Origin of the sequence: Micromonospora sp. NPDC049114, from assembly GCF_040648635.1 — a bacterium.
GTDB lineage: Bacteria > Actinomycetota > Actinomycetes > Mycobacteriales > Micromonosporaceae > Micromonospora.
Genome location: NZ_JBEZEA010000011.1, coordinates 58,952 through 72,145 on the forward strand (window position 1 = coordinate 58,952; position 13,194 = coordinate 72,145).

At 73.2% G+C, this 13,194-nt stretch carries 12 protein-coding genes; 2 read left to right on the forward strand and 10 right to left on the reverse strand.

Going from position 1 to position 13,194, the window contains the following annotated elements; genetic code table 11:
- Positions 1 to 15: 15 nt before the first annotated feature.
- Positions 16 to 1,023: a peptidoglycan-binding protein gene (locus tag AB0B39_RS25870; protein WP_357575633.1), complete on the reverse strand. Its 1,008-nt coding sequence runs from the start codon at positions 1,021 to 1,023 to the stop codon at positions 16 to 18.
- A gap of 252 nt (positions 1,024 to 1,275) precedes the next feature.
- Here AB0B39_RS25870 and AB0B39_RS25875 point away from each other — a divergent pair, with 252 nt between their 5' ends.
- Positions 1,276 to 2,286 (forward strand): helix-turn-helix domain-containing protein, encoded by a 1,011-nt coding sequence (locus tag AB0B39_RS25875; RefSeq protein ID WP_357497541.1) that lies wholly within the window; start codon positions 1,276 to 1,278, stop codon positions 2,284 to 2,286.
- A gap of 43 nt (positions 2,287 to 2,329) precedes the next feature.
- Here AB0B39_RS25875 and AB0B39_RS25880 read toward each other — a convergent pair whose 3' ends face one another.
- The 8 genes from AB0B39_RS25880 to pgsA all read right to left on the reverse strand — a co-directional run bounded on the left by AB0B39_RS25880 (position 2,330) and on the right by pgsA (position 9,243).
- A complete protein-coding gene (locus tag AB0B39_RS25880) occupies positions 2,330 to 2,983 on the reverse strand; it encodes a DUF402 domain-containing protein (protein ID WP_357497539.1) in 654 nt (217 codons plus the stop codon).
- 143 nt (positions 2,984 to 3,126) lie between these two features.
- Positions 3,127 to 3,879, reverse strand: a complete 753-nt coding sequence (locus tag AB0B39_RS25885; protein ID WP_139587604.1) for a YebC/PmpR family DNA-binding transcriptional regulator — start codon at positions 3,877 to 3,879, stop codon at positions 3,127 to 3,129.
- 263 nt (positions 3,880 to 4,142) lie between these two features.
- Positions 4,143 to 4,745: a pyridoxal 5'-phosphate synthase glutaminase subunit PdxT gene (pdxT, locus tag AB0B39_RS25890; protein WP_357575634.1), complete on the reverse strand. Its 603-nt coding sequence runs from the start codon at positions 4,743 to 4,745 to the stop codon at positions 4,143 to 4,145.
- 43 nt (positions 4,746 to 4,788) lie between these two features.
- A complete protein-coding gene (gene pdxS / locus AB0B39_RS25895) occupies positions 4,789 to 5,706 on the reverse strand; it encodes a pyridoxal 5'-phosphate synthase lyase subunit PdxS (RefSeq protein ID WP_308195357.1) in 918 nt (305 codons plus the stop codon).
- A gap of 159 nt (positions 5,707 to 5,865) precedes the next feature.
- Complete coding sequence (locus tag AB0B39_RS25900; protein ID WP_357497534.1) at positions 5,866 to 6,369, reverse strand: hypothetical protein; 504 nt, start codon at positions 6,367 to 6,369, stop codon at positions 5,866 to 5,868.
- An 82-nt stretch (positions 6,370 to 6,451) separates the two neighbouring features.
- Complete coding sequence (locus AB0B39_RS25905; protein ID WP_357575635.1) at positions 6,452 to 7,612, reverse strand: glycosyltransferase family 4 protein; 1,161 nt, start codon at positions 7,610 to 7,612, stop codon at positions 6,452 to 6,454.
- 16 nt (positions 7,613 to 7,628) lie between these two features.
- The gene (locus tag AB0B39_RS25910; protein WP_357575636.1) at positions 7,629 to 8,561 is read right to left on the reverse strand and encodes a phosphatidylinositol mannoside acyltransferase; all 933 of its coding nucleotides are present in this window, start codon (positions 8,559 to 8,561) and stop codon (positions 7,629 to 7,631) included.
- Between the two features lie 52 nt (positions 8,562 to 8,613).
- Positions 8,614 to 9,243, reverse strand: coding sequence for a phosphatidylinositol phosphate synthase (gene pgsA, locus AB0B39_RS25915; protein WP_234583580.1), 630 nt, complete (start codon positions 9,241 to 9,243; stop codon positions 8,614 to 8,616).
- 250 nt (positions 9,244 to 9,493) lie between these two features.
- Here pgsA and AB0B39_RS25920 point away from each other — a divergent pair, with 250 nt between their 5' ends.
- Positions 9,494 to 11,650 (forward strand): elongation factor G-like protein EF-G2, encoded by a 2,157-nt coding sequence (locus AB0B39_RS25920; RefSeq protein ID WP_357575637.1) that lies wholly within the window; start codon positions 9,494 to 9,496, stop codon positions 11,648 to 11,650.
- Positions 11,651 to 12,095: 445 nt separating this feature from the next.
- Here AB0B39_RS25920 and AB0B39_RS25925 read toward each other — a convergent pair whose 3' ends face one another.
- Positions 12,096 to 13,154, reverse strand: coding sequence for an aldo/keto reductase (locus tag AB0B39_RS25925; protein WP_357575638.1), 1,059 nt, complete (start codon positions 13,152 to 13,154; stop codon positions 12,096 to 12,098).
- Between the last annotated feature and the right edge of the window lie 40 nt (positions 13,155 to 13,194).

The following is a 13,194-nucleotide window of genomic DNA, read 5'->3' on the forward strand; positions in this document are numbered from 1 at the left end:
GGGAGCGACGTGTAATCAGGCCGACGGGAGGCAGCGCCAGTGGCTGAAATCGCCGGTACGCGACCAGACGTCCCACGCGGCGGCGATGTTCCAGCCCGGATCCAGGGCCGTCCGACGGTCGACGCCGCGCCGCGACAGCTCCATGTCGCTGAACTGGAACAGACCCCAGCGCCGCGACCCGTCGGCGGTCACCTCCACCCGCAGCGGGTCCAACCCGGACAGGCACCGCGCCAGCCGCACCGCCTCGGCCGCGTCCGGGGCGAAGGTCTTCCGCAGGTGGGTGCTGACGCGGTTCTCCGGCCAGGGGACCGGCAGCACCGGATCACCCGACAGGGCGTCCAGGAGCGGCTGGTCCACAGTGCCGCTGACCGACAGACCGGCCAACGCCTGGAAGGCGATCACCCGGCTGGTGGTGTCCGGGCCGAACCAGCCGTCCACGGGTACGCGCAGCCCGACGGCGACCAGGCGTTCCTGTAGATCCAGCACGCAGGGGCCGTACATGCCCTGGCGGAGGACGATCGGACAGACGGCGGCCGACGGGGTGGTGGTGCCCTCGCCGCGCGGCAGCAGCGCCCCGACGGTCAGCGCGCCCACCAGGGCCAGCGCTCCCATCCGCAGCCGCCGACGTGCCGGTCCGGTGGCCCGACGCGGGTCACCAGGTGTCCGCTGAGGGCTGTCAGCGTCGGGAGACGTCGGGTCGGGTGGCGTCGACTCCTCCTCCCGGCGCATGGGCTCGCTGAGCCGGGCCTCGATGTCGCGGCGCAGGCCGACCCACCGCTCGACGTCCGCCGCCGGAGTGCCGCAGGCAGCGAGCAACGCCACGACGGTCCGCTCGCGGGGCAGAGTGTTCCGCCCGAGCATCGTGGCGAGGGTGCTCGGAGGAAGCCAGTGCCCGGCCGCCGAGGCCCGGCGCGAGATCTCCCGGTACGTCAGGCCGGAGCGTCGCCGCACGTCCCGAAGCGCCACCACGTACTCCCCCGCCGTGGCCACCTGCGGCACCGGATCCCGGGCAGCGTCAATCATCGGATCTCCCCGCGTCGTTGATGTGGTCGGACCCGGACCGGTGCCGGTCGGGGCCGTCGGTCCGTACGCCGGTCAGCGGCGCGGCCGTCGGGGAAAACGCTAGACAGCCGGGTCGTCCGAGACAATGCCCTGGTCGGGGCGCGGCGGTGTCCGACCAGCTCAGGGCCTTCTGTCCGGGTCTTGTCCGACCATCTCGGACAGACGCCGCACGGCGCCTTGCCCCGGGGCGCGTGGGGTCAGGAGAATCAGGCGATGACCATGGGGGACCTCCGACCGGACGAGGCGGCCGACCCGGCCGAGTTCGTCGATCTGCTGCGCCGCCTCAAGGACCGGTCCCGGCTGACGTTCCGGCAACTGGAACAGCACGCGGCCACGGCCGGCGACGTGCTGGCCCGCAGCACCGCCGCCGACGTCCTGCGCCGGTCCACGCTGCCGCGACCCGAGGTGCTGGCGGCGTTCGTGCGTGCGTGCGGCGCTGGCGACCAGGTGGACGAGTGGCTGCGGGCACGGGACCGCCTGGCGGCCGGCGCGTTCACGTCGCCCGCTGCGCTGGCTACCGGGGCGACGCCGTCGCTCGAAGACCCGGGCGACGTGTTGACCGGCGGCCCCGACGGGGCGCGGTCGTGGTTCACGCGACCCGCGCCGCTGGCGGCGCTCGCCGCCGTCGCCGTGCTTGCCGCGTTCGGCGCCTGGTTGCTGTGGCCCGACGACGACGAACAACGGACGGCGGAGAAGCCGGCCGCCACCTCGTCGGCCACGCCGGGCGGCAGCGCCTCGGTCGCCGGTAACGGCACGCCGCCGGCCAGCGGCCGGAGCCGGATCCGTCCCGCCTCCGCCCCGCAGCTCTGCATCAGCGAGGGGCGCGACCGCAGCGGCGCCTACGACCACGCGGTCGCGGTCCAGCGCCCCTGCGCCGGGGCCACCCCGCCGGAGACCTACCTGGTGCCGGTCGCCGACGACCTCTACTACGTCAAGTGGGACCATCCGGTGAACGGGTTGGGCTGCCTCACCGTCCGGCGCGACGATCCCGGCCGCAACCTCATCGAGCCCTATGACAAGTGCAGCTCCGACAACGGTGCGCAGCTGTTCCGCTTCGAACCGACCGGGACGGCACCGGACGCGTACCGTCTCCGCCCATCGGACAGCGACCTGTGCGTGGGCATCCGGGACGACGCCAGCGAGGTGCCGGCCGAGGCGGTGGCCGAGCCGTGCACCGGCCAACCCGACCAGGTGTTCCTCGTCGATCGGGTGCCGGAAGGCTGACGCCCCGCACGGCCCACGCCGCCCGCACGGTGGCCGTTCGTCGTCAGTGAGTGGGCACCGTGGCCCAGCCGGCCGGCAACCGGGGCACCAACCAGGCCGGATCGGGTTGCCATCGTGCCCACGCCGGATCCCACCAACGCTCACCCGCGTCGAGCAGGGCGGCGATCCGGTCGCCCTCGCCGCGGATCGCGTCCGCCATGCCCGGGTAGCGCCCCTCGACGAGACGCTGCGCGAAGATCTCGACGTCCTTCCAGACGTACCGGTCGTCGTCCGCGCCCCACCACAGGTCCAGCTCGTGGTCGAGAGTGTCCACCCCGATCGGGGTACGCCGCAGCGGATCCTGCAGGTTGAAGTACCAGCCGGCGAAGTCGCGCTGCGGGCCCGTCCAGAACACGTCGACCGAGTGCGCCTCGCCCGGCCGGTGCAGCATCAGCTTGCCGTGCCCCGACCAGGAGCGGTGCCCGGCCGTCTCCCACGGGTGCCGGCCGCAGGGGAAGACGCCGTCGGTCGGGAAGCCGAACTCCGCCCCCGACGGCAGGTAGAGGGCGAGCAGGTCGGGCGAGTCCTCGACGCAGATCGTCGGGCAGCCGAACCAGACCTCGCCCCGCAGGATCTCCCGCCGGACGACCACGTCACCCGGCGCGAATCGGCGTTCCACCATCACCTTGCGAACCTCCTCGTTCGCCCCGACGTCCACGACATCGAGTCGATCGCACGTGCGGGGGCGCTGAGACACGTCAGGTCGCCGACGTGGGGGCAACCGCTCGCGCGGACACCCCCACCTCGGCGACCTGGTGTGGATCACGCCGGGAACGCCGGACGGGCCGGACGAGCCGGACCTCAGGCGTCGACGGCCGCCATCACGTCGTCGCTGACGTCGAAGTTCGCGTAGACGTTCTGCACGTCGTCGCAGTCCTCCAGGACGTCGATCAGCTTGAAGATCTTGCGAGCGCCCTCTTCGTCCAGCGGGACGTTCATGCTGGGGATCAGGGAGGACTCCGCCGACTCGTACTCGATGCCGGCGTCCTGCAACGCCGTCCGTACCGGGATCAGATCGGTCGGCTCGGAGACCACCTCGAACGCCTCACCGAGGTCGTTGACCTCCTCGGCGCCGGCGTCGAGGACGGCCATCATCACGTCGTCCTCGCTGGTGCCCTCCTTGGGCACGATCACCACGCCCTTGCGGGAGAACATGTACGACACCGAGCCGGCGTCGGCGAGCGAGCCGCCGTTGCGGGTCAGCGCGGTGCGCACCTCGGTGGCCGCCCGGTTGCGGTTGTCGGTGAGGCACTCGATGAGCATGGCCACGCCGTTCGGGCCGTACCCCTCGTACATGATCGTCTGCCAGTCGGCGCCGCCGGCTTCCAGGCCGGAGCCGCGCTTGACGGCGCGGTCGATGTTGTCGTTCGGCACCGAGCTCTTCTTCGCCTTCTGGATCGCGTCGAAGAGCGTCGGGTTACCGGAGGGGTCGCCACCGCCGGTGCGCGCGGCCACCTCGACGTTCTTGATCAGCTTGGCGAACATCTTGCCGCGCTTGGCGTCGATGACGGCCTTCTTGTGCTTGGTCGTCGCCCACTTTGAGTGGCCGGACATCTTCTACCTCCGTCTGTCATTGCACGCCTGCGTCGACTGCCGCACCGACTCCGCGCCGCATTCGGCGATCCGGCGGCCGGTCGGCCCCGCGGGAAGTGCCGCGCCGGGCGACGGCCCTGCCGAACCGCGGCAATCTTACCGAGGTCACACCCCGCCATGTCACACCCGGGACCTGCCCGGAGTGCCGGCACGGCGTCGAGCCCGTCCAGGACCAACGACCGGGGGCCGGGATCCATGCCCGTGCGCCCGCGCCGGCCGGCCGCTCAGGCGGCCCGCACCAGCTCGACGAAGTACGCGTGTACGCGCAGGTCACCCGTCAGCTCAGGGTGGAACGAGGTGGCCAGCAGGTTGCCCTGCCGCACCGCCACGATCCGCTCGGCGGCCGGACCGCCGGTGACCTTGCCGATTACCTGGACGGCCGCGCCGACCCGCTCGACCCACGGCGCGCGGATGAACACCGCGTGGAACGGCTCCCCCGGCACACCGTCGACCTCCACCGGCGCCTCGAACGAGTCGACCTGCCGTCCGAACGCGTTACGCCGTACCGTCATGTCGATGCCCGCGAAGCCGCGCTGGTCGGCGCGGCCGTCCAGCACCTCGGCGGCCAGCATGATCATGCCGGCGCAGGAGCCGTAGACGGGCATGCCCCCGGCGATCCGCTTGTCGATCGGCTCGCGCATCTCGAAGATGTCGGCGAGCTTGCTGATGGTGGTGGACTCGCCGCCGGGGATCACCAGCCCGTCGACCGCGTCCAGCTCGCCCGGACGCCGGACCGGGCGGGCGTCCGCGCCCGCCGCGGCCAGCGCCGCGACGTGCTCACGGACGTCGCCCTGCAGCGCGAGCACGCCGATCACGGGTGCCGTCACGTTCGTACCGTTCCTCTCCGTGCCACGCCGCCCGAAAGAGCGCTCACCAGCCGCGCTCGGCCAGGCGGTGCGGCTGCGGGATCTCGTCGACGTTGATGCCGACCATCGCCTCGCCCAGACCGCGGGAGACCTTCGCCAGCACGTCCGGGTCGTCGTGGAAGGTGGTGGCCTTGACGATCGCGGCGGCCCGCTGAGCCGGGTTGCCGGCCTTGAAGATGCCGGAGCCGACGAACACGCCCTCCGCGCCGAGCTGCATCATCATCGCCGCGTCGGCCGGCGTGGCGATCCCGCCGGCGGTGAACAGCACCACCGGCAGCTTGCCGCTCTCGGCGACCTCCTTGACCAGCTCGTACGGGGCCTGCAGCTCCTTGGCCGCGACATACAGCTCGTCGGCCGGCAGCGAGGACAGCCGGGCGATCTCCTGGCGGATCTTCCGCATGTGGGTGGTGGCGTTGGAGACGTCACCGGTGCCGGCCTCACCCTTGGAGCGGATCATGGCCGCGCCCTCGGTGATCCGCCGCAGCGCCTCGCCCAGGTTGGTCGCCCCGCACACGAACGGAACCGTGAAGGCCCACTTGTCGATGTGGTTCGCGTAGTCGGCCGGGGTCAGCACCTCGGACTCGTCGACGTAGTCGACGCCGAGCGACTGGAGGATCCGCGCCTCGACGAAGTGACCGATGCGGGCCTTGGCCATCACCGGGATGGACACCGCCTCGATGATCCCGTCGATCATGTCGGGGTCGCTCATCCGGGAGACCCCGCCCTGTGCGCGGATGTCGGCGGGGACCCGCTCCAGGGCCATCACGGCGACCGCGCCGGCGTCCTCGGCGATCTTGGCCTGCTCGGCGTTGACGACGTCCATGATCACGCCGCCCTTGAGCATCTCGGCCATGCCCCGCTTCACGCGGGCCGTGCCGACGACGGGGGCGGTGCCGGTGGTCGAGGCGGTGTTTTCGGGCACGGGTCAACGCTCCTTGGACGTGCGGTGGGGGTGGCAGCGAAAATGCTACGCACTGGTCAACGCCGCGCCGACAGCCAATCAGACCCCCGGTGGCCTGCACTGTGGCCCTGCTCACCGCCGCGCCGGGCCGCCGCCCCGATCAGCCCGCGCCCGCCCGGATCAGCCGGCGGGAACGTCCGCCGGCACCACGAGCGTCGGGTCGTCGATGTCGAAGTAGCGCGGCCACTGGTGGCCCCGCCCCATCCGCAACAACCGCACCAGCGGACGACTGCGCGCCGAGCGGGCGTCGCGAACCAGGTCGGTGTGCACCTGCCGGGACAACGCCAAACGGCGGCTCGCCGCGATGACCGCCGTGCAGTCCGGATCGGCCGGATCCAGCCGCACCGCGCGCAACTGCCGGGTCAGGTCGTTCTCGGCCGCCTCCCGCTCCTGCGGCGGAGCGTCCAGCGCGACCCGGGCCGCCGCGTACAACTCGACGCCGAAACGCCGCTCCGCCAACACCGCGGCGGCCGCCGCCCGGCGCAGCAGGTGGGCGTCGAGGGCCCGCGCCGCCAGCTCCGCGCGGCCCTGCAGCCGCTCGACCCGGCCGGCGGTCCAGATGAGGTACGCCGCAAGCACCCCCACGAGCACGCTCGCGGCCACCACCCACCACATGTGCGGCATCGTAGTGCTGCTCCGTTTCTCCTCCGTTGCGCGCGGCCGCGCCGGTCACCGGCGTCACCAGCCGCACCATCCGTCACACGGCTCAGCCCAGCCCCACCCATTCCTGGTCGATGACCCGTCCGTCCGTCGCCTCGATCGCCGCTGCGTATACCTCAAGAACACGCCGGGCAACCACCGGCCAGTCGTAATTCGCCACCACCTGATCGCCGCAGGCGCTCAGCGTGGCCCGCCCGGCCGGCTCGTCGAGCAGCTCGGACAGGGCGTCGCGCAACCCCACCGCGTCTCCGGTCGGAAACAGCCGCCCCGCCCGCCCACCGTCGAGCACCCGGCGGAACGCGTCCAGGTCACTCGCCACCACAGTGGTGCCGGCGGCCAGCGCCTCGGTGAGGATCATCCCGAACGACTCGCCGCCGGTGTTCGGCGCCACGTACAGGTGCACGCTGCGCAGCATCCGGGCCTTGTCCGCCTCGGAGACCAGCCCGAGGAACGTCACCTGCTCCCGCAGCGCGGCCGGGAACTGGTCGTACAGGTCGTCCGGGTCACCCGGGCCGGCGACCAGCAGCCGCAACCCCGGGCGGGTCGCCGCCAGCGCCACGAAAGCGTCCCGCAGCACCGGGAAGCCCTTGCGCGCCTCCGTGAACCGCCCCAGGAAGCCCACCGTGCCGCCGGTGCCCGGCCCGCACTCCCCCGGCCAGCCCGGCAGCGGCTCGGCGTCGGCGAACTTCGCCACCGCCACCCCGTTGGGGATCTCCACCGCGCCGCCGTCCATGTGCTCGACCTGCACCTTGCGGGCCAGCGCGCTCACCGCGATCCGGGCGGTGATCCGCTCCAACACGATCTGCAGCACGCCCTGCGCGGCGGCCAGCACCCGCGAACGGGTCATCGCCGTGTGGAACGTGGCCACCACCGGGCCGCGCGCGGAGAGCACCGCCAGCAGCGACAGGCTCAACGTCAGCGGCTCGTGCACGTGCAGCACGTCGAAGTCACCGTTGGTGAGCCAGCGCCGGACCCGGGCCGTGGAGACCGGGCCGAACGCGATCCGCGCCACCGACCCGTTGTACGGCAGCGGCACCGCCCGCCCGGCGGACACCACGTACGCCGGCAGCGGCGAATCCTCATCCGCCGGAGCGAGCACGCTCACCTCGTGACCGAGCACGATCAGCGCCTCGGCGAGATCCATGACGTGGTTCTGCACCCCGCCGGGGACGTCGAACGAGTACGGGCACACGATGCCGATCCGCATGCGTCAGCCCACCCTCTCAGCCCTGGCCGGGGGCCGACGAGGGCAGCGCCGTGCCCTCCCCCGCCCTCGTCTGGTCCAGCCACATCCGCTGCAACATGTGCCAGTCTTGCGGATGGCGGGCGATGCCCGCCGCCAGACCGTCGGCGATCAGCTGGGTCAGCGACCGGACCCGCTGGTCCAGTGGCCCCGCCTCGGGGCCGGGCACCGGCAGCGGGCCGGCGAGCGAGGCGCACGCCGCGTCCTTCTCGTACCACATCGAGGCCACGTACAGCGGCGCTCCGGTGTGCAGCGCGAGCAGCGCCGGCCCGGCGGGCATGCGGGTCTTCCCACCGAAGAAGTCCACCTCCACCCCCCGGGCGGAGAGGTCCCGGTCGGCCAGCAGCGGCACCACCGCGCCGGCGCGGAGGCGGTCCAGCAGCACGTCGAACGCCGGACGCGGCCCACCGTGGGTGGGCAGGATCTCCATGCCCAGCTCAGCCCGGAAGGCCATGAAACGCTTGTACACGCCCTCCGGTTTGAGCCGCTCCATGACGGTGCTGATCGGCCAGCCGGTGGCCGCGACCCAGGCGCCCGCCGCGTCCCAGTTGCCGGCGTGCGGCAGCGCCACCACCGCGCCCCGGCCGGCGGCCACGTCGGCCGCCAACAGCTCGGCGCCGTCGAGGCGGAACCCGGACAGGATCTGCTCCCGGCTCAACGCGGGCAGCCGGAACGCCTCCATCCAGTAGCGGGCGTACGAGCGCAGCCCGCGCTTGACGAGATCGTCCAGCTCGGCCTCGGGCAGCTCCGGGCCGACCACCCGGCGCAGGTTCGCGCGCAGTCGGGCCGTACCCCCGCCGCCGCTGCGATGGGCGCGGTCCGCGCCCGCCTGGAACGCCGCCGCCACCACCGGCCGGGGAAGCGCGCGGACCAGCCGCCAGCCGGCGACGTAGCCCAGCTCGGTGAGGTTCACGCGGCTCGGCCGCCGGTCGTCCGACGCCGGGTCGCCGACGTGCCGGCCGCGCTCACGCCTGGCCGTCCGGCTGGAGCTGCTGGGCCTGGCGGTAGACGTGCGCCATCCGCTGCCCCACCGTGAAGATCGAGATGGCAGCGAGCAGCCAGAGCGCGATCTCCAGCGCCGGCTTCACGCCGACGCCGGTGAGGATGCCGCCGACCCCGACGATCAGCAGCCGCTCGGTGCGCTCGGCGATGCCCACGTTGCAGGTCATGCCCAGCCCTTCGGCGCGCGCCTTCACGTAGGAGACGAGCCCGCCGGCGGCCAGGCACAGCAGGGCGGCGGCCACCCCGGAGTGGTCGCCCCGGGTGGCCAGCCAGTACGCGACCGCGCCGAAGACGGCACTGTCGGCGACCCGGTCCATGCTTGAGTCGAGGAACGCGCCGAAGCGGGTGGAGCCGCCGCTCATCCGGGCCATCGTCCCGTCGAGCAGGTCGGTGAGCGCGAACACGGTCACGATCAACGCGCCCGCGACCAGGTGGCCGCGGGCACCGAAGCCGAGCGCGCCGATGAGCACACCAACGGTGCCCGCGACGGTGACGGCATTGGGAGTGACGCCCGCGCGCAGGAGGGCACGTGCGATCGGCTCGACGACGCGGGTCATCCCCGCGCGGGCCGACACTTGGAAGATCTTCGCCATGGCGGTCCCCACGATAACGGTCCGCCCAGGTCCGGCGATACGGCCGGTCCCTCCGACCCGCCCGGGGCAGGCTTGTGCCTGTCCGGCAACGGGTGTGAGATCGAGCCAAAGGGTGAGCCAGCTCACCCGCCCGCCCGTTGAGTTCCCGCTGTGCAGCAGACCACCGGAGGATATCGCCGCGCACTCGCCCCGGGCCGCTACCCGTCGCGCGGCGGTCGCCACCCACCACCGGCTGAGGGAGGTGCGCCCCATGGCGCAGAAAAATCAGGAAAAGGGGGCCACCGGCGGCACGCCGGTGGTGACCGACCCCGCGCGGGTTCGCAACGTGGTGCTCGTCGGGCACTCCGGAGCGGGCAAGACCACGCTCGTCGAGGCGCTGCTCGCCGCTACCGGCACCATCGGCCGGGCTGGCAGCGTCGTCGACGGCACGACAGTGGGCGACCACGACCCCGCCGCCGTACGCCAGCAGCGCTCGGTGAGCCTGTCCTGCGCACCGCTGCTGCACGACGGCATCAAGGTCAACCTGCTGGACACGCCCGGGTACGCCGACTTCGTCGGCGAGCTGCGGGCCGGCCTGCGGGCCGCCGACGCCGCGCTGTTCGTCGTCTCCGCGGCCGGTGGGATGGACGCCGCAACCGTGGCGCTGTGGGAGGAGTGCGCGGCGGTCGACATGCCGCGCGCCGTCGCGGTGGCCCGACTGGACCAGCCCCGCGCCGACTTCGACGAGGCGGTGGCGCTCTGCCAGCGGGTCTTCGGCGACAACGTGATGCCCCTGTACCTGCCGATGCTCGGCGACGACGGTGTCTCCACCGAGGGCCTGCTCGGGCTGATCACCCGACGGGTCTTCGACTACTCCGCCGGGCTGCCCGCCGACGTACGCGACCCGGACCCGGAGCACCAGCGGGCCATCGACGAGTCCCGCAACGAGCTGATCGAGGGGATCATCGCCGAGAGCGAGGACGAAACCCTCATGGACCGCTACCTCGACGGCGAGGAGATCAGCACCGAGGTGCTCATCGAGGACCTGGAGAAGGCCGTCGCCCGGGGCCACTTCTACCCGGTGGTGCCGGTCTGCGCCGAGACCGGCGTCGGTCTGGACACCCTGCTGGAGGTGCTGACCGCGGCGTTCCCGTCACCGCTGGAACATGAGCTGCCGGCGGTCACCGGCGTGGACGGCTCGCCCCGCCCGCCGCTGACCTGTGACCCGGACGGCCCGCTGGTCGCCGAGGTCGTCAAGACCACGGTCGACCGCCACGTCGGTCGGGTCTCGCTGGTCCGGGTCTTCTCCGGCACGCTGCGCCCCGAGCAGACCGTGCACATCTGCGGGCACGGCATGGCCGAGCGCGGGCACCCCGACCACGACGCCGACGAGCGGGTCGGGCACATCTACACCCCGCTGGGCGCGACCCTGCGCGAGGTGCCGCACTGCGTGGCCGGCGACATCTGCGCGATCACCAAGTCGGGCAGCGCGGAGACCGGCGACACCGTCTCGGCCAAGGACGACCCGCTGCTGATCGCGCCGTGGGAGATGCCGGAGCCGCTGCTGCCGGTGGCGATCGTCGCCCGCAGCCGCGCCGACGAGGACGCGTTGGCCCGCAACCTCGCCCGGCTGGTCGCCGGCGACCCCACCCTGCGGCTGGAGCGCAACCCGGAGACCCACCAGCTGGTGCTCTGGTGCATGGGCGAGGCGCACGCCGACGTCGTGCTGGACCGGCTGCGCGCCGGAGGCGTCGAGCTGGACACCGAAGCGGTCAAGGTGTCGCTGCGCGAGACGCTGACCGCGCCGGCACGGGGGCACGGCCGGCACGTCAAGCAGTCCGGCGGCCACGGCCAGTACGCCGTCTGCGACATCGAGGTGGAGCCGCTGCCCCGCGGCGCCGGCTTCGAGTTCGTCGACCGGATCGTCGGCGGCGCGGTGCCGCACAACTACATCCCGTCCGTCGAGAAGGGCGTCCGCGCCCAACTGGAACGCGGACTGGTCGCCGGTCACCCGGTGGTGGACCTGCGGGTCACTCTCGTCGACGGCAAGGCGCACAGCGTCGACTCCTCCGACGCGGCCTTCCAGACCGCCGGCGCGCTCGCGCTGCGCGACGCCGCCGAGCGGGCCCAGCCGACGCTGCTGGAACCGATCGACGAGGTCACCATCCGGGTGCCCGACGGCTCGGTGGGCGCGGTGATGGGCGACCTGTCCAGCAGGCGCGGCCGGGTGCTCGGCACCGAACCCGACGAGGACGCCGACGGCCGTACCCTCGTGCGCGCCGAGGTCCCGGCCACCGAACTGCTCCGCTACGCCGTCGAGCTGCGCTCGATGACCGCCGGCACGGGCACCTTCCGCCGTCACTTCGTCCGCCACGACCCGATGCCCACCCACCTGGCCGACCAGGCCCGCAAGGAACACACCCCGTAACCCCGCCTGCCATGCAGGGACGGGGAGGAACCGGCGATGCGGTTCCTCCCCGTCGCGTCCTGTCGAGCTGCCCCACATGCGGGGCACCGCTGCCGGAGCGGACCGTTCCCAGCCGGCCGGCTCCAGCCACTCGCAGGACCCGGGTCGAGTACGCCTTGATCCCGCATCCGCGCCGACGCTGCCCCAGATCTGGGGCAGCTCGACAGGACGCGACAGCAGCACGGGATGCGGCACCGCCGCCCCGCACGGCACCGCGCGCGACGCCACGACACGGCCACCGCACCAACGCCACGGGCCCCCGCTCGGAACGGCTCCGGCTCCGGCCCCGGCTCCAGCTCCAGCTCCGGCTCCAGCTCCAGCTCCAGCTCCAGCTCCAGCTCCAGCTCCAGCTCCAGCTCCAGCTCCAGCTCCAGAGACGGTGTGCCCTCTGCGCGCCTAGCGCGGGTCAGGGGTGGGTCGTGGGGTGGGTGGGGCGGGGCCAGTGCGGGCGGTCGGCGTCGCGCAGAGCGGCGGTGCGCAGGGCGGCGAGTTGGCGTTCCACCTCGACGAACTGGTCCGGCGCCAGCGGCCCCCGGCGCAGCGCGGCGGCGTTCTCCTCGACCTGGGCGACCGTACGGCAGCCGGGAATCGGGATGGTGCGGCCGCTGCGCGCCCAGATCCAGCCCAGCGCGCCCTGGGCGAGGGTGCGCCCGTCGGCGGTCAGCGCGGCGCGGACCGCCCCGACCCGGCGCAGCCACTCGGGGGCGGGACGGCCGCCCCGGAACCACTCCAGCCAGCCCGGCGCCAACCCGCGCACGTCGTCGCGGGGCAACGTCGACGCGGCCGTGTACTTGCCGGTGAGCAGGCCCATCCCCAGCGGTCCCTGGTTGACGCTGGCCAGGTCGTACTTGTCGCAGACGGCGAGCAGCTCGGGTGCGTCGCGTAGCACCGACAGGGCGTGCTGCACGGCGGTGGCGCCGGAGGCCGCCTGTCCGAACGCGGCGGCCCGGTCCGGGCGGTCGGTGCTCCACCCGTACGCGCGGATCAGGCCCTCGGCGACCAGGTCCTCGCAGACGCCGATCAGCGCCTGCGCGCGGGGCACCGACAGGTCGGCCAGGTGCAGCTGGTAGAGGTCGATCCGGTCGGTGCCCAACCGGCGCAGCGACGCGGTCACGGCCCGCCGCAGGTACGCCGGTGACGCGTCCTCCCCGGTCGCCTGCCGGGTCGCCTCGTCGAACGTGTAGCCCCACTTGGTGGCGATCACGGCCTCGTCCCGACGGCCGGCGAGGGCCCGCCCCAGCACCCGCTCGCCGTGCCCCGCGCCGTACGTGTCGGCGGTGTCGAAGAGGGTGATGCCCTCGTCGAGCGCGCGGCGTACCGCCCGCACGGACTCGTCGTCGTCGACCGCGCCCCAGCCCAGCGGCTGGGTGCCCTCCGCCCAGGGACCGGCGATCGCCCAGCACCCCATGCCGAGGGCGCTGACCTCGATGCCGCTGCGCCCCAACATCCGTGTCGTCACTGCCATCGGCCGATCGTGCCACCTTCACCGGGCCGGGGCGTAGCAA

What these genes read in the sequence shown, in the direction of transcription:
- AB0B39_RS25870 (WP_357575633.1), bottom strand. Translation starts at nt 1,023, where the DNA reads ATGATTGACGCTGCCCGGGATCCGGTGCCGCAGGTGGCCACGGCGGGG.
- AB0B39_RS25875 (WP_357497541.1), top strand. Translation starts at nt 1,276, where the DNA reads ATGACCATGGGGGACCTCCGACCGGACGAGGCGGCCGACCCGGCCGAG.
- AB0B39_RS25885 (WP_139587604.1), bottom strand. Translation starts at nt 3,879, where the DNA reads ATGTCCGGCCACTCAAAGTGGGCGACGACCAAGCACAAGAAGGCCGTC.
- AB0B39_RS25900 (WP_357497534.1), bottom strand. Translation starts at nt 6,369, where the DNA reads ATGCCGCACATGTGGTGGGTGGTGGCCGCGAGCGTGCTCGTGGGGGTG.
- AB0B39_RS25905 (WP_357575635.1), bottom strand. Translation starts at nt 7,612, where the DNA reads ATGCGGATCGGCATCGTGTGCCCGTACTCGTTCGACGTCCCCGGCGGG.
- pgsA (WP_234583580.1), bottom strand. Translation starts at nt 9,243, where the DNA reads ATGGCGAAGATCTTCCAAGTGTCGGCCCGCGCGGGGATGACCCGCGTC.
- AB0B39_RS25920 (WP_357575637.1), top strand. Translation starts at nt 9,494, where the DNA reads ATGGCGCAGAAAAATCAGGAAAAGGGGGCCACCGGCGGCACGCCGGTG.
- AB0B39_RS25925 (WP_357575638.1), bottom strand. Translation starts at nt 13,154, where the DNA reads ATGGCAGTGACGACACGGATGTTGGGGCGCAGCGGCATCGAGGTCAGC.